We start from the raw sequence: 19,794 nt of genomic DNA, 5'->3' as shown, positions 1-19,794 counted from the left end.
GAAAATAAGAGGCTGGGATTTTTTCCCGGCCTCATCTTTTTGTGAATTATTTTGTAGCGCGGACTTTTTGCATCAACGTGGAAAGCGGAATGGAGATAAAGATCCCCACAACATTCTGAACGATGTTTCCCGGAATGGAGGCTAAAGGCACAAGCGCATTTCCGTATAAAATCCATTCACAAAGGTAATAGCCGGCCAACATAATCGGAACCGAAAGGATGGTAGCCAGTAGATTGACAGCCACACTGCTTCCCTGGCGGCCGTTCGACCAGGCAAGTTTCCCGACCAAATATCCCTGCAAGCCGCGCGTCACGATTGTGAAGGGCGCCCACATCACCCAACCTGACAATAAGTCAAAGATACCCATACCGACAGCGCCGGCGATGGCTCCTTTTTTAGGGCCGAATAGGATGGATGCGATGAAGAGCATGGCTGTCCCAAGGTGGATCAACCCGCCGTTTGCCCCGATAGGCAATTTGATGTTCAAGAAGACGGTTGAAACGAATACGAGTGCAATCAAAATTGCCGTCAATACCAAATCATAAGTGCGTGAATTTGAATAACCCTGTGTTTTTTGCATAATGATACCTCCCTATTTTTCTTTATACGCATCAAGGAAAAGTTGAGCAAGGTTGCCGTTTCCTTTGAAGCCTAAATCGCGCAAACCGTTATCGATAATGGTCAATACGAACACAACTTTGTCGACGAAAGCATTTTCGCCCATATGGCCGATCCGCAAAATGACATCGGCATATTGCGCCAAAGAGGTAGCGATAAGCAGGTTGTATGTTTCGCTGATGTGTTCCTGCAAGCGCAGGGCGCCGATTTCTTCTGGGATGACGATGGCAGTGACCGTATTGGAACGTTCCGATTCCAAAAACAAGGTTAGCCCGTATGCTTGTACGGATTTGCGCACGGCGGAGGCAATTTTATCATGGCGTTTGTAGACCGCTTCTTGGCCCTCTTCCAAAATATTATCCAGAGCTACGTCCAATGCTTCGACATCGCTGGCAGGCATGGTGTAAGGCAAGTATTCTTTTTCTGCGTAGCCTTTGAAAATTTGTAAATTTGCATAGAACGAAGTGATGGGCGTCTTGCGGTTGTCCATCGCTTTTTTGGCGTCCTCGCTGATGGAAACGATGGCTAACCCGACCGGTGCAGAGATCGCTTTTTGCGTACCGCCGCAGCAGATATCGATTTGGTTTTGATCGACTGCAATCGGTTCGCCAACCATCCCAGCTACCGAATCGACCACTGTCAGAATGCCGTATTCCTTCAGCAAGGGCGAGAGCTCGGTGGCGGCATTCAGGACGGATGTGGGTGTATCGCAATGGACGAAGGTTGCATATTTGAAATCATGATCCATTTTTAGGTATTCGCGCACTTCTTCAACCGGGATGCCTTTATGATGATCGAAACTCAGGACAACCGGTTCTCCGCCGTAGATGCTGACAAAATCTTTGAAGCCTTCGCCATAGATGCCGTTATCGAGCACAAGGACACGGTCTCCCGGTTCAGTCAAGCTTGCACAAGCGGCTTCCAATGCCAATATGCCTTCCCCGGCAAGCAGCAGGACGTCATTCTTCGTACCCATGATCTGTCCCATCTTTTGGCATACTTCATGGTAATAGTGCACAAACTCTCTATCAAAATCCGTGTTATTCGTCCGTTTTGTGCGAGCCAAACGGACATTTTCGCGTACTTCCGTTGGTCCCGGCGCATAGTTTGGTTTAAATCGCATCTAAAATCCTCCCTGGTTAAATCGATTATCTTATTGCTGATAATTTTAGCAAAGGATGGGTAGACTTAAAACCACCAATTCAGCATAATGTGAGGGGTCCAATTTGCAGAAAAAGGCAATTCTGCCGTTACTTGCGGGAATGAAGAATGGAGAGAATCCACTTCAATTTAATCATTTATTTTCATACAAAAGCAAATCCATTCCCAATAGCAGCGCTTGTTCCTGTACGCAAAAAATAAGCCTGGACAATGAAACCATTGTCCAGGCTTATTTACGTATTAAGAATGGCTTCCATCTAAATATGGCAGTACTTAGGTAGAAGCCATTCCAAATGAATAGGATGGGTATTGCAAAGCAAGTGTACAACTACTCATTACCTTATACACTTGGGAAGGGGATACAAAGGAAATAGTTTGCTGATTTTCGGTTACCCTTTTATTGGAAGTAACTTTCTAAGAAATTACCGATGCCGTCATGGTCATTATCATTGGTGATGACATCGGCAGCTTTTTTGGTTAACGTGCTGCCATTTGCCATGGCAACCCCCAAGCCGCTGTCGCGTGTCATTTCATAATCATTATTCGCATCACCGAACGTCAAGAGATTGTCCATAGTCAGTCCGTGTGCGGCCATCACTTTATGCAAAGAGGCGCTTTTCGAAATATGGGGATCCATGAATTCAAAAAGAATGGGGCCAGTTTGAATCCCATAGTAGTTTTCGCTCTTGATTTCATCGCCGCGTCTCTGAACGCTGGGCATATCTTCTTCTTCGCAAAGAATGATCAGTTTGTTGTGCGGTTTCTTCAATAGTTCATCAAAATCGACTACTTCGTAAGGGATCTGATCAACGTCACTTAATTTTTGGATGAGAGCATCATCTTGATAGGTTTTGAAGATGCCTTCATCAAAAATGGTGAAATTTACATTCAGGTGATTGTATAAGTCCATGACTTCACGGATATAACCGCCATCCAGAAGATGGGAAATGGTTTCTTTTTGCAGGATGCTATCTTTGACATGGATGCCGTTCATGCCCATGATGATGTCGACTAAGCCGTTCAATCCCCATTTATCTAGGCAATTCTCTACAGATTCTACGGCTCTTCCCGTCGCTAAGCCAAAAAGGATATTTTTATCGGCTTTAACCCGTTTGATTTCATGAATCGTTTTAGGGCTGGCCTTGCCTTCCGAAGTGAGTAAGGTGCCGTCGATATCGCTCATAATAATTCTAATATCTTTACCGGTCATATGCGAACCTCCGTCTGTTTGTATAACTGAGTATACTGAATGAAATCGATTGAAGGAAGACGAAAAGGCCATTATGAAAAGAATCTTTCAAAGTTTACGCCTGTTGTTTCGGAATGATGAGAACTTCCCCTCACTGAGGCTGGCAAAAAAGAAATCATGCGTCCACATCCCGTCTTCTAATAGAGAGAAATTGGGATGCCGACGCATGATTGCACAAATGATTGAGAATAGGGAAGGTGCATACCGGTTACTAGCTGCTCCCTATGGCTCTGACTCAAGGTGCATCACCATTCCGTCTGGATAGTTTTTTGTAGGCGGCCATTTTGAAATCCACATTATGGTCATAATCAAGTTTAAAGTAACTTGTATAGAGACAATCCAATAGGTAAAGCAAAGAAAGCCGCGTTGAAAAGGAAGAAATTTTATTATAATGGCTTTCGTTTGAACTCAGATAGAGATGGTTGGTAGCATGTTTGGCCCAGGGAATATCTTCTGTAGAAGAAATCAAAAGAATGGGTGACTTGTTTTTCCTTAGGATTTCCACAATATCTGGGATAATGGTTCCCCGGCCGCCAAACGATACAATGATGGAAAGGTGTGAAGCATCGCTGGCTGCTGCCGTCAATCGTTGATGGTATTCTTCGACCGGAACATTGACGAATCTTCCGATTTCCTGCATCTGAAATTTAAAGTTTTCGGCGAAGAAGATATTTCCGGCTGAGGTATAAAGATCGATGGAGGGCTTTTTTTTCATCAATGAAGCAGCCTTTCTTAATTGCTCCAAATCGATATTGTTGAGCGATGAAACGAGCGTTTGTTCGTAGAGTTCTTTCATCGTCAATGTGATCTGGTATTGCGTTTCATTTTGATGGATGGGATAGTTAAAATCGAGTGCCGTATTTTCTTTCAAATAATCGCTCACGGATGCCGAAACGAGTATTTTTAATTCAGAAAGCCCTGATAGTTCTAATTTCTTGCACAATCGATAGATGGTTGCGTTTGAAACAAAAGAGGCTTCGCTGATTTCTGAAGAAGTCATCTTTATAAAATTATCAGGATTACTTTTTATGAATGAAACCAGAATTTTTTCGTTTTCGGTTACATTGACTAAATTTTCCATCTTATTGAAAATATTCATGACACCATTTCACCTCTACTGGATAATATAACGTAGTTTTCGCGTATGACATAGAGCGGCTGGGGCATAAATCAGGTTTCATGATTCGTGCCTTAGCCGCTCTTTATGGGTTTTGAAACGGATTCCCGTTATTTGGATCAAAACGATTTTTTGCCGCTGCCTTATTCTTCAGAAAATCCTCAAAAAATCGGATTCGGACAGCATCGTCACATTCCGGCCGCCGCCCTGGAGTTCGCGGACAGCCTGGATTTTGCTGCTTTCGCCCGGGGTGCCGATCTTCCGCCAATCGCTGTCGGACACGACCAAATAAGTCGTTTCATAGGACAGTTGGGAGTCAAAGTGTCCGCCCGCATCGATGACGAGTTGGGCAGCATCGTTGCGCTTCAGCTTCTGCAGCCTGCCGGTGAAGCAAACGTGTTTGCCGTAGAAGACGTGCTCCTTATCGAAAAATAAAGATTTCGGCTTTAAGGCAGGCGCCGCTTTTTTCTTGGCAGGAGCTTTCTTACCCCCTTTTGCCACGCCGAACGGATGGGAGAACAGTTTCCCCATTTGGTATTGGTACTGTTCCAGAAATCCGGCGATATCATAATCGTATTGTTTCAGCATATTGCTGGTGATGAGGCCGCAGGCGACGGCGTCGTCGCTGGCGTTGTGGTGGTTTTCGATCGTCAGGCCGAAATAGTCCAACACTGTAGGCAAGCGGTTATTGTGCAAATCCAACATGCGCTGGGCCATTTTACAAGAGCAGAAGAATTCGTTCTGCATCTTCGGCAGACGGTAGGTTTCGATCGTTTTCTGCAGACAACTCATGTCGAACTGGGCGAAGTGCGCCACTAATGGCGCATCGCCGATGAACGAACGGATTTCCGGATAGAGGTCATCGAAGAAGGGCTTGCTGGCTACATCTTCCTCCGTGATGCCGTGGATGAGGATATTCGATTGGCTGAAATATTGGCCCGGATTGATGAGCGCATAATAGCGGTCGATCTCTTTCCCGTCCGAAAAGCGGCTCAAGCCGATCGAACAGACACTGTCACCACGTCCGTTTGCAGTCTCAAAGTCAATGGCAACATAATCCATTTGCATACCCCTTTTTTCTTTTAATCTTTTCTATATGTACCGTCTATTGTAGTCGGAAAATGGAAAAGTGCAACTATTTTTGCTGTGTTTCCATGATCATTTGATAATAAGGAACCATCCCGCCCAAAGCGGCGCCGATGACGAAGAACAGCAGCATGCGGAGCAAAAGGTAAACCCAGCTTTCCGTATAGTCAAAGCCCGCCTTTTTATTGGAGATTCGGAACAGGAAGAACATGCCGATACCGACCATCATGCCAAGGGCGGATAAAAGGGCCTGCGATGCGACCGGATTTAGGTAGCCGATCACAAGGCCGACCATTGCGGCAAAGGAAAGTAAAAGATTTGTTTTAATTTTAGATGTCATACAGGATCATCCCCTATTATTTTTGTAAACTTATTCTACCACAAAGCCGTCCGGTGGATACAGGAAGGATTGATTAGTAGGAATAACGAAGAGGCTAGGACTCTTGTCCCAGCCTCAATGCCGTTAAACCAGCAACAAGCCATCCAGATCCAATAGCTTGATTTTTTTATGATTCAATTGTTGGATGAGGCGGCGGTCTTCCAATGACCCCAATTTCCGGCTGATGGTTTCCGGAGTCGTTCCCAGATAGGAAGCCAAATCCTTTTTCGACATGGGCAGGGTGACTATTTCATCGCCCGGTTCCAACAATTCTGCCAGATACAGGGCGAGCCGGGTCTCCACCTTTTCCGTCGCCACATAGGTCGTCTGCTTCTCGGACCTTTCCAGCCGGTTCGAGAATTCCTGCAGCAGCTTCAACGAAATGACGGGGTACTTCATCAAGAACCCCTGCAGGTCGGAGCGCTGCATCAAGCAGACTTTCGTATCTTTTGCGGCTTCCGCGAAGGATTCATGCTCCGATTCGCTGAACAACGCCAATTCCCCCGTGAAGTCGCCGGGATGGAGGAAGCGGACCAATTGTTCCTTGCCGGATTCCGCCAAACGGTAGATCCGGATCAGACCGGAGTTGACGATGTAGAGCGTGTCGGATGCCTCACCGGGGCGATAGATCGTTTCGCCTTTTTTATAGGCAGCCGATCGGGTCACCGACATGATCTCATCCATCTGCTCAGGTTCAAGATGATTGAAGATCGGCACCAAAGATATGCAATAAGTATGGGCTGGCCGGCATTGCCCGTTGCATTGACTGTGAGGGTGACTGCTGCGGGCCGAATGGTTATCTTCCATTTTGCAGATTTCTCCTTCCGTTTCCTGTATTTGTTTAAAGTGTACATCATACCGTTTGCTTTGCGCCAATTTTTAGCTGTCCGGAAATCCTCGTTTTGCGGTTGAAACCGATCAGCCGCATGGCATTCAGGATGACGGCCAGGACGCTGGCTTCGTGGATGAACATGCCGCTGGCAAGGTGGACGGAGCCCGTCAGAACGCCGGTCAGTAGAAGGATGACGACAGCCACCGCGATGAAGATGTTTTGCTTCATGTTCCGCATCGTCGCTTTGGAAAGGGAGTAGGCGTGGGAGAACTGCATCAGTTTATCCGCCATCAGGACGACGTCGGCTGTTTCCATGGAGATGTCCGTTCCGCCATCGCCCATCGCCAGGCCGATGTCGGCGGTCGCGATGGCGGGAGCGTCATTGATGCCGTCGCCGGCCATCGCCACGACGGCACCGGCGGCCTTCAACCGGTTGATGAAGGCCACTTTGTCTTCCGGCAGCAGTTCGGCATGGTATTCATCCAACCCCAGCTGTTCCGCGACGGCTCGGGCGGTATGCCGATTGTCCCCGGTCAGCATGACGATATTCTTGATGCCGTTTTTCCGCATTTCCGCCAAAGCCTGCGGGGCGTCTTCGCGGATCTGGTCCGCGACGGAGATAATCCCTTTGACGGTGCCGTCCACCGCCGCGAAGATGGCCGTGTTGCCGCCTTTTTCGCGGCCGACTGCGTAGGCTTCGACAGAAGGTTCGATCACGATTTTTTCCGAAGCCAGCAAGTTACGGTTGCCGACGACGAGCCGATGCCCCGTGACGGTTGCCTTCAGCCCGTTCCCTTTGATGACTTCCGCATCCTGGAGGGCTGCGTCGACAGCGAGGTTCTCCCGTCTGGCCTGTTTCACGATGGTCAGACCTAGGTGGTGCTCCGAGATGGTTTCGGCGCTGGCCACCCAACGCAGGAGCTCTTCGCGGTTCTGGCCGCCGAACAGGTGGATATCGGTCACTTCCGGTTTGCCTTTCGTCAGCGTGCCGGTCTTGTCGAAGACGAGGGTATCCACTTTGGAGAACCTATCCATGATTTCCCCGCCCTTCACCAAGACGCCGTTCTTCGCGCCGTTGCCGATGCCGGCCACGCTCGAGACGGGTGCACCGATCACCAAGGCACCGGGGCAGGCGATGACGAGAAAGGTGATGGAGAGATGCAGATTCCGTGTGGCAAGGAAAACGATGCTGGACAGGAGGACAACGGCCGGTGTATAGATGTTGGCGAATTTGTCCAGGAATCGCTCCGCTTTGGATTTTGATTCCTGCGCTTCTTCCACCAAGGCGATGATTTTCGCGAAAGTCGTATCGTCGCCGACTTTTTCCGCGATCATTTCGATGAAGCCGCTGTCCACCAACGTTCCCGAGAATACTTTGTCATCCAAGGATTTATTGGCCGGGACCGCTTCGCCGGTGACCGTCGCTTCATTGATGGCAGCCTGTCCCTTTACGATGGAGCCGTCGACAGGGATTTTGCCGCCGGGTCTGATGAAGAGGCGGTCGCCGACTGCGACAGTTTCGACCGGAACGGTCACCTGTTCACCGCCGCGGATAAGGATAGCTTCCTGCGGGGCCATATCGGTCAATGCGCGCAAGGAAGAGCGCGTCTTTTCCAAGGTGCGGGCTTCCAGGAAATCGCCGAAGAGGAACAGGAAGGCCACGATCGAAGATTCCGTATATTCATGGATGAACAGGGCGCCGATGACGGCGATCGTCACCAGCAGTTCGATGCTGAAGGCCCTCATCCGCAGCGCCTGATAGGCTTTGATGGCGATGGGCACTGCGGCGATGAGGGTGGCGATGAACAGGGACAGGTCGCCGGCAACGACGTTACCAACGCTCTTCAGAATGAACCCCGCCGCGATCAGGATGCCGGTCAGGGCGGTGATGTGATTTTTATGGTGATGGATATGTTTGAACATGGCTGTCTTCCTCCTATGGTGATGTCTTTGTTGTTCCCATCTTACGGCATCCGCCGGGAAAACAACTTGACCGCCGTCAATTTTTGGAGAAAGAAAATAGGCAAGGCCAACACTCAGAGCGAATCTGATGTTGGCCTTGCCTATTCGTTTCGATAGATCGTTAGATGGCATCCCCATCAATGATGGCATTGCCGTCATTCAAGACAGAGGAGTCGAATTGCCCGATGGCACGGGAGGATACGACCCCGGCGACCATGCTGTCATTGACGTTCGTCATCGTGCGCATCATGTCGATGACCGGCTCAACCGAGATGACCAGACCGGCAATGGTAACCGGCAAATTCAAGGCGCCCAAGACGATAAGGGCTGCGAACGTTGCCCCGCCGCCGACACCGGCAACACCGAAGGAACTGATTGTTACGACCAGGATCAGTGTCAATACGAAGCCGATGCTGGTTACATCGATTCCTAAAGTAGGGGCCACAATGGTCGCTAACATGGCAGGGTAGACACCGGCACAGCCGTTTTGCCCGATGGACAATCCAAAGCTCGCGGAAAAGTTTGCTGAGGCATCATCGACACCCAATGCTTTTGTCTGTGTTTCAACGTTCAACGGCAAAGCGCCGGCGCTGGAGCGGGCAGTGAAGGCGAAACTCAAGACCGGGAATGCCTTTTTGAAGTATGCGATCGGGTTAACGCCGGCAGCCGCCAAAATCAGGCTGTGGACGAGAAGAACGACGATCAAGGCTGCGTAGGAAGCGACCACGAAAAGTCCCAGATTCACGATGGCTTGGTAACTGGATGTCGCCATCATTTTTGTCATCAGAGCCAAAATGCCGTAAGGCGTCAGGCGCAGTACCAAAGTGACGATGCGCATCACGATGGCATGGATGACGTCCAGGCCGCTCTTGAACAACGAAGCCTGTTCCGGCTGTTTTTTCTTGATGCCCATATAGGCGATGCCCACAAAGGCAGAAAAGATGACGATGGCAATCGTGCTTGTGCTGCGCAGCCCGGCAAGATCCTGGAAGATGTTCGTCGGGATGAAGTTAAGGATTTGGCCGGGGATGGTTAAGCCTGTAACTTCCGTTTGTTTCAGCGTCAAGGCTTCGATCCGCGCTGTTTCAGCGGCTCCTTGCGTGAATTGGGCACCGTCAAGATTGAACAGGATAACGGAGCCCCAACCGATGAAAGCCGCAATGGCGGTTGTGCCAAGCAAAGTCCCCAGAACGGATCCGCTGATTTTTCCGAGATTTTTTGTTTCTTCGATTTTGGTGAAGGCACCGACGATGGAAACGAAAATCAAGGGAATGATCAACATTTGCAAGAAGTGGACATAGCCGCTGCCGACGATGCTGATCCAATCGATGGCAGTGGTTGTCACGACGCTGTCGGGCGCAAAAATCAATTGAATGGCGGCACCGAAGATGATTCCGAGCGCCAACGCGATGAATACGCGTTTCGAAAACTTAACGTGCTTGGATCCCAAGCGGTAGAGTGAAAAGACTAATGCCGCAAAGACGGCTAAAATTAATATAATGGATATAATTTCCATGAAAATCCTCCTTTTGATATAAACGTGCTGTTGAACAGGCGCAGTGGCCTTGTTTTTTGAATACGATTGCTGCATACGGTTTGACTGCTGACCACCGTTTGAAAACTCCCTGCATCAACAACATCGCTGGCTTTCCAGATACAACCGGAATGCCGAAAACGGAACTTCCTTCTTTATCATGAGCACCCTCCTTTTCGAGACAAAAAAAGCCCTCGTCCCTATATTCCAAATAATTGAAATACAGGGACGAAAGCTCTTCGTGATCCACCCTTATTCGCATCGTCTTCACAGACAATGCCTTATGAAGTACGCAAAACAAGCCATACTCCTGTACAATATCGGGTACAAACCGAAATGACACTAACGCATCATTTTGCTCCGAGACGCATTTTCGCTTCCTTAACCATGCCCCTTCCCACCTAACGAGGCTCTCTGAAATGATCGTAAAAGGTACTTCTTCTCTTCAACGCTCTTTTATTAATGTAAAAACAATATAGCACGCTTATTTTATAAAAGCAACTATCATGCTCCCAGCCAAAATAATCATAATGACAAAACGGGAACCCAAGGCGTTTCGCCCCGGGCTCCTGAGTTGGCCTTCCCTTTTAGGAAACTTTCACGGTCTGGATGCTGTAACCCAGTTTTTGGATCGTTGCGCTGATCGCATCGGCGGATGTCGTCTTTTCATCGAATTCTGCCTTCACTTTGCTGGAGTTGAACAGCACCTTCGCGTTTGCGACGCCAGCCATTTTGCTGACAGTGGATTCGATTTTTTTGATGCAGGACGGGCAGGTCATGGGTTCCAATTGAATAACAGCTTTGCTCATTTTGTATTCCTCCTATTTGTTTGGTATGACCCTAGTATAGGACTTGGGCGCATAAAATAACTTGATCGTTATCAAGTTTTCCAAATAAGGGAGGCCTCAAAAAGAATCCATAGCCGGGTTAGCCATTTGAAGCAGCATTTCTCTTCGCAAGGGGGCTATTCTATTTGCTCCAAAACGACACGGGGAAGCTGCACTTGGATTTCTGACGCCGTAGCGATATCCGACGAAAAGGCGGTGGCGGTCCCGCAAGCTACGGCAACTCTAAAGGCTTCGACCGGATCATGCATTTTGAGGTAGGTGCCTACAAAACCCGCCACCATCGAATCCCCTGCGCCGACGGGATTTCCCACCTTGCCTGGAACTGGGGGAGCGTAAATGACCTCGCGGGGGGTGAACAACAGGGCGCCATCGCCTCCCAATGAAACGATAGCATGCTGCGCACCGGCTTCAAGCAGCTGTTTTCCGTAGGGGACGACTTCCTGCCACGTTTCGAATTTTTTGCCGAACAAATCGCCGACTTCCTTTTGGTTTGGTTTGACGACCAACGGGTGGTATTGGAGGCTGTTGCGCAATTCTTCTTTGGTGATGTCACAAGCGAAGGGAACACCTTCTTCGGCGAGCAATCGGATCAATTGCTCGTAAAAATCGGCCGGCATCGATGGCAACTTGCTTCCGGAAAGAACGACAAAATCCTGCGGGGAAATCCCGTCAAACTGCTCCATGAACTCCTTGACTTCAGCCTCGCTGGCGGAGGGACCATAATCGCTGATTTCCGTATCCTGATCGGATTTCAATACCAAATTGATGCGCGTCCGTTCAGCGATTTCGGTGAAGGAGTTGATGATCTGCAATTCATCCAAGTAGTCTCTAACGAATTCCCCGGTGAAGCCCCCCCGGAAACCAAGCGCGATGGAGGGGGTATCCAATTCCTTCAACACCCGCGAAACCAGGAGGCCTTTGCCGCCGGGCCTGATTAATTCGCTTTGCATATGATGGGACTTGCCTAGGGTTAAGTTCGGAACATTCACAATATAGTCGATCGTCGGGTTTAAGGTAATGGTGTAAATCATCGTTCATCCCTCCAAATTTTGTGCTGGTGTTTCTCTTTCCTATAGTATACATCAGAAAGCGCTTTTCTTCGCGTTTGAGGCAACTGGCCGTAACTTTTCAAAAACCGCAATTTTTACATGGTATTAAACAATTTCCACATTTTCGGAACCCTTTTCATTTGGTAATATTCTTTTTGTGGTAGCGCTTAAACGGAAGGTATCTATCATAAAGGGATTTAGAGAAACAAAGCATCATGAAATGGAAGGGGTTCAAAATATGGAGGCACAAGGAAAAGCAGGGGTGTTCGGTCCCGCTGCAACAAAAGAAAAAAGAGCGTTCGGTTGGAGAGACAAAGTAGGGTATTTATGTGGAGATTTAGGCAATGATCTCTTCTTTGGCTTTATAATGTACTATTTAATGGTATATTTTACCGATTCGCTATATATTAACCCAGCAGCTGTTGGGGTACTGTTTTTAGTAGCACGGTTATGGGATGCTTTTGCCGATGTCACTTGGGGGCGTTTTATCGATACAAGAAAGACTGGAAAAAATGGTAAATTCAAACCATGGATTTTCCGGATGTCATTCCCGCTTGTCATTACAGGTATATTGTTGTTCACTAAAATACCAGGTATGTCTAACGGTTTTTATATGGCATGGGCTTTCGTCACATACATTTTATGGGGAACTTTATATAGCACTGTAAATATTCCTTATGGTTCTATGGCCTCAGTCATTTCAAACAATCCGAACGACCGTACAAGCTTATCGTCTTGGAGAACATTAGGTAGTAGCATCGCCTTCTTATTACTCGGCGCAGTCGGACCAGTAGTCTTGTTTACTAATAATGAAGTAAATTCGAGCCATTTCTTCATGGCTGCAATCGTTTTGGCTATCCTTGCGCTGGCTTGCTACATTTCATGCTACAAATTATCGACGGAACGCGTTGTTTTACAAGAGCAAACAGAAAAAACAAACTTGCTTAAAACACTGAAAGGCGTCAGCAAAAACAAACCGTTCTTGGTACTGATTCTTGCTGCCTTGGTTTTACTTGTTGTTTCAATGTTACAAGGTGCAGTTACTACTTATTTATTTAAAGCTTATTTTGGTAACATGGATGCATTAAGTTTTATCTATACGAGTCAAAGCGTTCTTGCAATCTGTGCTATTCCGCTGGTTACACCGCTTGCTAAAAAGTTTGGCAAAAAAGAAATGGCCGGTGTATCGACCATCGTTGGCGGACTCATTTATACGGCTTTATATTTCATTCCAAATGTATCTTTAACAACGTTCATCGTTATTTCATCAATTGGATTTTTCGGGCTCTGTTTCTTCCAAACCGCGATTTGGGCATTTGTAACGGACTGCATTGACTACCATGAATTAGTAACGGGTTTACGTGAAGATGGATCTATCTATTCTATCTATTCTTTCATCCGTAAAGTAGGCCAAGCAGTTGCCGGTGGTTTAGGCGGTTTTGCCCTTTCCGTTATTGGCTACGATGCTACCAATAAAGTTCAATCTGCAAGCACCCTTCATGGGATTTATTCACTTAATACGCTTGTAATGGGCATCGGCTACATGGCTGTTGGGGCAATCATCTTATTCTTATACCCATTGAATAAAAAACGCACAATCAAACTTACAGAAGATATTGTAGCAAAACGTGAAGCATAAAAGGTTAGTAACTTTCTGGTCGGGGCGTATGACGTCCCCTCTTTTTATGGCAAAAAATGAAAAATTAAATGAAAAGCAGGTAATAGAAATGACAGTTGGGTTGAAAAGAAAAACAGTTGACTTAAAAGCAAAGCCGTTTTATTTGAAAGAGGAAGCTATCCGATGGGTGCAGGACACCATCCAAGGGATGACGTTGGAAGAAAAGGTAGGCCAACTATTCATCGGCTGTTCCGAATCGGGAGATGTTTCAGAAACACTGGATTTGGTTCGCGATTATCACATCGGCGGCATCCGCTACATGAACAAACCTGCCAGTGAATTGCGTGAGGAACATGTGCAACTTCAAAGTGCAACGAAAGTTCCTTTGCTGATTGCGGCCAACTGCGATTCAGGCGGAGATGGTGCGATGTCCGATGGTACTTATATTGCCACGGCAGCTGCTTGCGGGGCAACCGATGGAACAGAAACCAGCTATCATGTCGGACAAGTGAGCGGGCGCGAAGGCTCCGCCATCGGGTGCAATTGGACGTTCGGACCGGTTGCGGATATTCTGTTCAATTGGCGCAACACGATCGTCAACACCCGCGCCTACGGGGATGAGGTAGCGGCCGTTCTGGGAAATGCGCGTGCCTATATCAAAGGCGTCAACGAAAGCGGCATGGCTGCCTGCGCGAAACATTTCCCCGGGGACGGAGTGGAAGAGCGGGATCAACATTTGATCATGGGCTTGAATGATTTGAGCATCGAGACGTGGGACAAATCATTCGGAAAAGTATACCAAGAATTGATCGATGACGGCTTGCAAAGCATCATGGTAGGGCACATTGCCATGCCGGACTATTCGCGGAAATTCAGACCGGGCATCAGGGATGAAGACATCCTACCGGCTACGCTGGCACCGGAATTGCTGCAGGATCTCTTGCGCGACCAACTGGGCTTCAACGGCTTGCTTATGACGGACGCCTCCCATATGGCAGGGATGACAAGCCAATTGCCAAGAAGCGAACAAGTTCCCCGGGCTATCGCAGCCGGATGTGATATGTTCCTATATTTCAACGTAGTAGCGGAAGATTTCCAATATATGCTGGACGGCTACAAGGCAGGCATCCTCACGGAAGAACGCCTGCAGGAAGCATTGGAAAGAATACTTGGCTTGAAAGCATCGCTTCGCTTGCATGAAAAACAAACAGAAGGGAATTTGGTTCCACCAGTTGAAGGTTTGGCGGTCATCGGGAGTGAAGAACATCTGCGACTTGCCAAAGAAGCGGCGGCTGCATCGATCACCCTGTTGAAAGACACTAAGAACCAGTTGCCGATCAGTCCGGAGACGCATAAACGGGTCAGATTATATTATGTGAATGCCGCCCCTCAATCAAGAGACTACCAATCCGATCCGATCAAGAAATTGTTGGTGGAGGAATTGGAAGCGGCCGGCTTTGAAGTCGATCCATATGAAAATTATTATGATCTGGAGCAGAAGGAAAGCAAGTTTGAAAACATGATAACGGCGACGACCGTCGGGAGCGTGGAGGAATTCAAGGCGAAATATGATGCCGTCTTCTACTTTGTCCATATGAAAGGCTATGCGCAGGAAAATGTAGTCCGATTGAGCTATTCGACGGGACATGCGGCGGAAATCCCGTGGTTCTGCCCGGAAGTTCCGACAGTGGGCATTTCCTTGAACTATACGACGCATCTGAACGATCTGCCGATGATGCGCACTTTTGTGAATGCCTACGCGCCTACCAGAGCAGTCATCCGCGAGACAATCCAAAAAATAGCCGGGAAAGCTGCTTTCAACGGAACCGCAAACAGCATCGTCTTCTGCGACCGTTGGGATACAAGACTCTAAAAATTGTAAAATGAGAAGAGCGGGCCATCCATCAGAGTTTGATGGATAGTCCGCTCTTTTTCTATTCAGGGAGACCGGATCGGTGTTTTTTTAGGTATTCGGTAGGGTTTTCATCGAATTCCTTTACGAAGAGACGGTAAAAATTCGAGTAGTCGGAAAACCCGGAGAGGGTGACGACTTCGTTGATCGGATAGTTCTGGCTCAGGTATTTTGTGGCGAGCACCAACCGGTTATAGTTGATGTAACGATAGAGCGGGATGCCGATGTTGTCTTTGAAATAGTGCGACAGATAATATTTGTTGAGATGGAAGGCAGCGGCGATGGTTTCCAATGACAGGTCACGGGAAGACAGATTATCTTCGATAAACGCCAACATGTTGAACAAACGTTTGTCCGCCGTATTTTCGACATCGTTTTCACCCATAAAATAGGCGATCAGATTGAAACAGCCTAACAAATTGGCAAAAAGGCCGATTTCCCTATGGTTAGCGTTATCTGCGATTTCATGGATGGTCTTCTGCAGTAAATAATCGACATCCTTCTTTCCTTCGAAGGGCAGTTGAATCAGATAATGGCGCTTCTCCTTCAATAGTTTCACAAGATTCAGGATATCCAAACCGGCATTGTTGTAATCATCGATCAGCCTATCTGTAAAGGAAAGGATGATTCTCCTGTAGTTGCCGGGATCACACTTCGTCATGCAGTGGACGGTAAAAGGAGGGATGAGCAAGATGTCCCCAAAATGAAGCGTGTGCTTAAAACCGTCAACCAGAAACTCGCATTCTTCGCCCTTGAAGAAGAAGAATTCATAGTGGTCATGAAAATGCAGGGACAAATAAATGTCCCAATCGGAGTCATCGTGATAGCTTTTGTTAAACTTGGGCAGAACCGTTCCCTCGTCTTTAAAGGTCAGGGACTCCATTATTTCGAAGAATTCATTATAAATTTTGGTGCTGGATGGCAACTTGGACATCCTATCCCTCCTAGGGTCATGCAATCCGCAATAATCGCATGTTATTGTTCGATTCTAACACTTTATGAAGGCCTTTTCAATGGTGTTTTTCTGCAAAGGGAAAGGCATAGGGGTAGCTGGATCCATTGCGGAAGTTATGAGATGGAGATAGGGAGAGGATAGGAAGGATGAGTCAGCCTGGTGCCTATCCTTCTATTTCGGCCTCCAGGGATGGAGACAGCAATTTTAACATGTTGTTGAACAGCTTTCGCATTTTGGAACGTTGATTGATTTGGTACGATAGAGGACGTAAACGATTAGATGGATAGGATGATAATGATCATCCGTTTTTTTTAGGAAAAGAGGATGGGAAATGTGGAAAAGAAAAATAAAAGCAATGTGCTCTTGATGGTCACGCTTTGCTTGGCGAGCTTCGGAATCATGGCAGATATGGTGATCATTCCGGCAGCAGGGGGGATTGCCGCTGCCTTCCCGGCTGCGGGGCCAGGGATCATGAACTATATATTGACTGGACCGACCTTGTTCATGGCTATTTTTTCCCTGCTCTCAGGGAAATTTTCGCAATATATCAGCGATAAAAAACTGATGATCATCGGATTCGGTGTTCTGACGGTAGGGGCGATTTTCGGGGCGGCCTTTCAAAATATTTATTACCTCGCTTTTATGCGCTCGCTGGTCGGCATCGGTATGGGGCTTCTAGGGGTAACGGCGATGGCGATCATTTCAAAGACGTTTGTTTCCGAGTCGAAGCGTGTCGCCATGATCGGCATCTATAATGGCGCCATGTCCGCTATCGGGGCAGTGATGGGGTTGGTCGGCGGATTCGTCGCGGGCTTCGGTTGGTCCTATGTGTTCTACCTTTACCTGATTTTGATCCCTATTTGGATCATGATGTTCTTCTTTGTTCCGGATGTGAAAACGAAGCAGGAACAGGCAGATGAAACGATTTTCGAAAAAGACGAGAAAATATCTTGGCTGAAGGTTTCGGGATTGAATGGCGCCTTTTTTGTATTTTGCATGATGCATGGGCTTGTGTTCTATCAAATCGCCATCCTGGTTATGGAAATGGGTGTCGGGGAAGCGGTCCAGTCTGGCGTTGCGGCCTCTTTGGGGACAGTCGGCAGTTTTGTGGGCTGTGTCACGTTTGGTTTCAGCTACTCTTTGTTTAAGCGATTCACGCCGTTTGTCTGCTTCTTCATGATGTCCTTCAGTTACATACTGCTGTTGATTGCTTCCAGTTTTATGGTTGTGGCCATTGTGAGTACACTGCTTGGTGTTGCGTTTGGATTGGGGATGTCTTATTACATGATGCAAAGCACAATGGTTGTTCCGATGTCGAAGGTCTCTCTGTCAATCGGGATCACTACAAGTGTGTCCGCAATCGGCGCCTTCCTTTCCACCTATGCCACGACATTCCTTCAGCGTATCCTGCATGTCGACACGATAGTGGGCATCATTCCAGTGGCAATCGGAGTGTTGTTGGTGGGGGCTATTCTTTCCTTTAGATTTGGCATGAAGGAAACAAAACAGCAAATGGCAATCAAAAAAGCGGCAGCAGTCAGTGCAATAGGGAAACAACGAATCGAAAATTAAAGAATAGATGCCAAAGAAACCTTGGGAAGCATGATTTCACTTACGATTCAAAAAAAGCCAATAATTCGATAAATAGAAGTTTGAGGCTCATGATGCAGAAAGATTGTGAAAAGATAACAGGCTGAAAGAAGCATAGAATTTGATGAAAGGAGTTTTTTTCTCCTGTGTATGTGAAGTGTTTGTCATTTTTAAAACACCTATAAAGCAAATGTTTTATGAAATTTACAAGGAATAGTATAATTTATGCGGTGGACTTTAGTTACATTTGCATTTACAATGATAAATGCAGATAAGGCATAACAGCAAGGGGAGGAATCAGCCATGATTCTCATCGCAATATTACCAATCATCCCAGCCGTCATCATCCTTGCATATGCAGGAATCTGCATGATCCATGACAGCGCAAAAGCTGACGCATAATCAACGCATTTTATTTCCTGATGGCAACCTTGGAATGGCCATCGGATGCTATAAATAATCCCGATTGAATTCGCAATGGCTGTTTAAGCTATTGTGAGAAGGTTTGGGAATCTGTTGTTGGAGGGAGCCTCGAAGACAGATTCAAAGAGTGACCGAGCCGGATACGCAAACTTACTGTACTCTACATGAAAAGCAGATTAGCCTTCAAAAAAATGGAGGCTGATCTGCTTTTTTTGTCATGATTCCTGCGGCTTCAGCATTCAGAACGGCATGCCGTCATCCCAACTGTCGTCTATGCCATACTCCTCGTTGAACTCAAGATTGGTATCTTCAAAGTCGGTGTTCGTCAAAAAGGCGAATTCCAAATTGATGGAGGCAACAATTTCCTCGGAATTTTCGTAGGCCAGTTTGATTTTCTTTTTCCGGATAGCTTTGCGCGTATGCTCCTCTTCCGGCGCAAGGTTCTCCGCGCCTGTGCAGATCGGATAGACCGTATCTTCCGCAGGCGCGACTATTTTCGTCAATACAATTTCGTGTTCCCATTTCTCTTCGAAGTTATAGGTATAGACGGCGGTGTCGCCCTGTTTTTGGAAGTAGTCCCGCAGGGGGTGATACTCTTCGATTTCAGCCTCATCCGGTTCAAAATGTTCATCCTCATCGTCCAGCGATTCAAGGAGGATGGGGGCTATTTTTTTGCCTTCCGACACAATCAGCTCGAATTGGTGCAGTTGGAAATCCAACCAGTTGAAGGCAGCCTGGATGGCAAAATGCAAATCGGAGAAACTGGATCCGTCATCGATCTGGATGTCGCGCCACACCGGTACGCCTACATCCAATAGGGTGATTCGGAATTCATAGATCATGGGAAAGCCTCCTCGTTTTTATTTTAGTATAGCGTTATCAATCGGCGAGTTCAAGTGAACTACTCACGACTAAAGTCGCGAGCTTCCTACGAACTCCTTCCTTGCCTGCGTATGTCTTTGCAGACAGTGGGAATGGATATGGGTAGGCTCAAAAGGCAGTCCCTGCCTCAGTAGTTTCCTTTTACTTGGCTAACGCCAAGAGGTTCAGGCTGGCATTGATGTCCCGGTCGTGGTTTGCACCGCAAATCGGACAGGTCCAGTCGCGGATATGCGGGGCTTTCTTGCCGTCCCGATGTCCGCAAACCGAACAGAGTTGGGTGGACGGGTAGAACCTGTCCGCCTTGATGAGCGTTCGGCCTTTCCATTCGGCTTTGTATGTCAATTGCCGGCAGAATTCGGACCAACTGACGTCCCCGATCGCTTTCGCAAGTTTGTGGTTCTTCATCATATTCGAACTGCGCAGCGTCTCGATCACGATGACTTGGTTTTCGTCCGTGATGTGGTTGGAGAGTTTGTGCAGGAAGTCCTTGCGTTGGTTCGCAATCTTTTCGTGTTTCTTGGCCAGTACTATGCGTGCTTTTTCCCGGTTCTTGCTGCCTTTTTGCTTGCGTGACAACGC

General features: G+C 47.6%; 17 protein-coding genes. 3 read left to right on the top strand and 14 right to left on the bottom strand.

What is annotated here, in order from left to right:
* Window positions 1-46: 46 nt before the first annotated feature.
* The 11 genes from BM101_RS10780 to pfkB all read right to left on the bottom strand — a co-directional run bounded on the left by BM101_RS10780 (window position 47) and on the right by pfkB (window position 11,817).
* The gene (locus tag BM101_RS10780; RefSeq protein ID WP_087034137.1) at window positions 47-580 is read right to left on the bottom strand and encodes an ECF transporter S component; all 534 of its coding nucleotides are present in this window, start codon (window positions 578-580) and stop codon (window positions 47-49) included.
* A gap of 12 nt (window positions 581-592) precedes the next feature.
* Complete coding sequence (locus BM101_RS10775) at window positions 593-1,741, bottom strand: pyridoxal-phosphate-dependent aminotransferase family protein (protein WP_087034138.1); 1,149 nt, start codon at window positions 1,739-1,741, stop codon at window positions 593-595.
* Window positions 1,742-2,176: 435 nt separating this feature from the next.
* On the bottom strand, window positions 2,177-2,989 hold the full coding sequence (locus BM101_RS10770) for an HAD-IIB family hydrolase (RefSeq protein ID WP_087034139.1): 813 nt from the start codon (window positions 2,987-2,989) through the stop codon (window positions 2,177-2,179).
* Window positions 2,990-3,263: 274 nt separating this feature from the next.
* Window positions 3,264-4,127 carry a MurR/RpiR family transcriptional regulator gene (locus BM101_RS10765; RefSeq protein WP_087034140.1) on the bottom strand — a complete coding sequence of 288 codons (864 nt, stop codon included), beginning with the start codon at window positions 4,125-4,127 and terminating at the stop codon, window positions 3,264-3,266.
* A 168-nt stretch (window positions 4,128-4,295) separates the two neighbouring features.
* Window positions 4,296-5,207 (bottom strand): exonuclease domain-containing protein, encoded by a 912-nt coding sequence (locus tag BM101_RS10760; protein ID WP_177194487.1) that lies wholly within the window; start codon window positions 5,205-5,207, stop codon window positions 4,296-4,298.
* A 73-nt stretch (window positions 5,208-5,280) separates the two neighbouring features.
* Complete coding sequence (locus tag BM101_RS10755; protein WP_087034142.1) at window positions 5,281-5,571, bottom strand: hypothetical protein; 291 nt, start codon at window positions 5,569-5,571, stop codon at window positions 5,281-5,283.
* Window positions 5,572-5,694: 123 nt separating this feature from the next.
* Window positions 5,695-6,417, bottom strand: coding sequence for a Crp/Fnr family transcriptional regulator (locus tag BM101_RS10750; RefSeq protein ID WP_087034143.1), 723 nt, complete (start codon window positions 6,415-6,417; stop codon window positions 5,695-5,697).
* A gap of 46 nt (window positions 6,418-6,463) precedes the next feature.
* Window positions 6,464-8,365, bottom strand: a complete 1,902-nt coding sequence (locus BM101_RS10745) for a heavy metal translocating P-type ATPase (RefSeq protein WP_087034144.1) — start codon at window positions 8,363-8,365, stop codon at window positions 6,464-6,466.
* A 160-nt stretch (window positions 8,366-8,525) separates the two neighbouring features.
* The gene (locus tag BM101_RS10740; protein WP_087034145.1) at window positions 8,526-9,920 is read right to left on the bottom strand and encodes an L-cystine transporter; all 1,395 of its coding nucleotides are present in this window, start codon (window positions 9,918-9,920) and stop codon (window positions 8,526-8,528) included.
* 605 nt (window positions 9,921-10,525) lie between these two features.
* Complete coding sequence (locus BM101_RS10735) at window positions 10,526-10,747, bottom strand: heavy-metal-associated domain-containing protein (RefSeq protein WP_087034146.1); 222 nt, start codon at window positions 10,745-10,747, stop codon at window positions 10,526-10,528.
* Window positions 10,748-10,902: 155 nt separating this feature from the next.
* Window positions 10,903-11,817, bottom strand: coding sequence for a 1-phosphofructokinase (gene pfkB / locus BM101_RS10730; RefSeq protein WP_087034147.1), 915 nt, complete (start codon window positions 11,815-11,817; stop codon window positions 10,903-10,905).
* 256 nt (window positions 11,818-12,073) lie between these two features.
* On the opposite strand from pfkB, the gene BM101_RS10725 reads away from it, so the two are divergent.
* Window positions 12,074-13,474 carry an MFS transporter gene (locus BM101_RS10725; protein ID WP_087034148.1) on the top strand — a complete coding sequence of 467 codons (1,401 nt, stop codon included), beginning with the start codon at window positions 12,074-12,076 and terminating at the stop codon, window positions 13,472-13,474.
* An 88-nt stretch (window positions 13,475-13,562) separates the two neighbouring features.
* Window positions 13,563-15,326 carry a glycoside hydrolase family 3 protein gene (locus tag BM101_RS10720; protein ID WP_087034161.1) on the top strand — a complete coding sequence of 588 codons (1,764 nt, stop codon included), beginning with the start codon at window positions 13,563-13,565 and terminating at the stop codon, window positions 15,324-15,326.
* Window positions 15,327-15,387: 61 nt separating this feature from the next.
* Here BM101_RS10720 and BM101_RS10715 read toward each other — a convergent pair whose 3' ends face one another.
* Window positions 15,388-16,299: an AraC family transcriptional regulator gene (locus tag BM101_RS10715; RefSeq protein ID WP_087034149.1), complete on the bottom strand. Its 912-nt coding sequence runs from the start codon at window positions 16,297-16,299 to the stop codon at window positions 15,388-15,390.
* Window positions 16,300-16,653: 354 nt separating this feature from the next.
* On the opposite strand from BM101_RS10715, the gene BM101_RS10710 reads away from it, so the two are divergent.
* Window positions 16,654-17,892, top strand: a complete 1,239-nt coding sequence (locus BM101_RS10710) for an MFS transporter (protein ID WP_177194485.1) — start codon at window positions 16,654-16,656, stop codon at window positions 17,890-17,892.
* Between the two features lie 680 nt (window positions 17,893-18,572).
* Here BM101_RS10710 and BM101_RS10705 read toward each other — a convergent pair.
* Window positions 18,573-19,175 carry a plasmid pRiA4b ORF-3 family protein gene (locus tag BM101_RS10705; RefSeq protein WP_087034151.1) on the bottom strand — a complete coding sequence of 201 codons (603 nt, stop codon included), beginning with the start codon at window positions 19,173-19,175 and terminating at the stop codon, window positions 18,573-18,575.
* Between the two features lie 181 nt (window positions 19,176-19,356).
* Window positions 19,357-19,794 (bottom strand): RNA-guided endonuclease TnpB family protein (locus BM101_RS10700; protein WP_143084460.1); only part of this gene is annotated, 438 nt, incomplete at its 5' end.

It is taken from the genome of Trichococcus palustris (assembly GCF_900114465.1).
Lineage (GTDB): Bacteria > Bacillota > Bacilli > Lactobacillales > Aerococcaceae > Trichococcus > Trichococcus palustris.
Note: the sequence above shows the minus strand (reverse complement) of the source record. Positions and strands in the feature narration are given on the sequence as shown.

Bases quoted from the DNA above. Each gene is read 5' to 3' on its own strand.
- BM101_RS10715 (WP_087034149.1), bottom strand. From the start codon at position 16,299: ATGTCCAAGTTGCCATCCAGCACCAAAATTTATAATGAATTCTTCGAA.
- BM101_RS10780 (WP_087034137.1), bottom strand. From the start codon at position 580: ATGCAAAAAACACAGGGTTATTCAAATTCACGCACTTATGATTTGGTA.
- BM101_RS10745 (WP_087034144.1), bottom strand. From the start codon at position 8,365: ATGTTCAAACATATCCATCACCATAAAAATCACATCACCGCCCTGACC.
- BM101_RS10725 (WP_087034148.1), top strand. From the start codon at position 12,074: ATGGAGGCACAAGGAAAAGCAGGGGTGTTCGGTCCCGCTGCAACAAAA.
- BM101_RS10755 (WP_087034142.1), bottom strand. From the start codon at position 5,571: ATGACATCTAAAATTAAAACAAATCTTTTACTTTCCTTTGCCGCAATG.
- BM101_RS10735 (WP_087034146.1), bottom strand. From the start codon at position 10,747: ATGAGCAAAGCTGTTATTCAATTGGAACCCATGACCTGCCCGTCCTGC.
- BM101_RS10770 (WP_087034139.1), bottom strand. From the start codon at position 2,989: ATGACCGGTAAAGATATTAGAATTATTATGAGCGATATCGACGGCACC.
- BM101_RS10760 (WP_177194487.1), bottom strand. From the start codon at position 5,207: ATGGATTATGTTGCCATTGACTTTGAGACTGCAAACGGACGTGGTGAC.
- BM101_RS10705 (WP_087034151.1), bottom strand. From the start codon at position 19,175: ATGATCTATGAATTCCGAATCACCCTATTGGATGTAGGCGTACCGGTG.
- BM101_RS10775 (WP_087034138.1), bottom strand. From the start codon at position 1,741: ATGCGATTTAAACCAAACTATGCGCCGGGACCAACGGAAGTACGCGAA.
- pfkB (WP_087034147.1), bottom strand. From the start codon at position 11,817: ATGATTTACACCATTACCTTAAACCCGACGATCGACTATATTGTGAAT.
- BM101_RS10740 (WP_087034145.1), bottom strand. From the start codon at position 9,920: ATGGAAATTATATCCATTATATTAATTTTAGCCGTCTTTGCGGCATTA.
- BM101_RS10720 (WP_087034161.1), top strand. From the start codon at position 13,563: ATGACAGTTGGGTTGAAAAGAAAAACAGTTGACTTAAAAGCAAAGCCG.
- BM101_RS10750 (WP_087034143.1), bottom strand. From the start codon at position 6,417: ATGGAAGATAACCATTCGGCCCGCAGCAGTCACCCTCACAGTCAATGC.
- BM101_RS10765 (WP_087034140.1), bottom strand. From the start codon at position 4,127: ATGAATATTTTCAATAAGATGGAAAATTTAGTCAATGTAACCGAAAAC.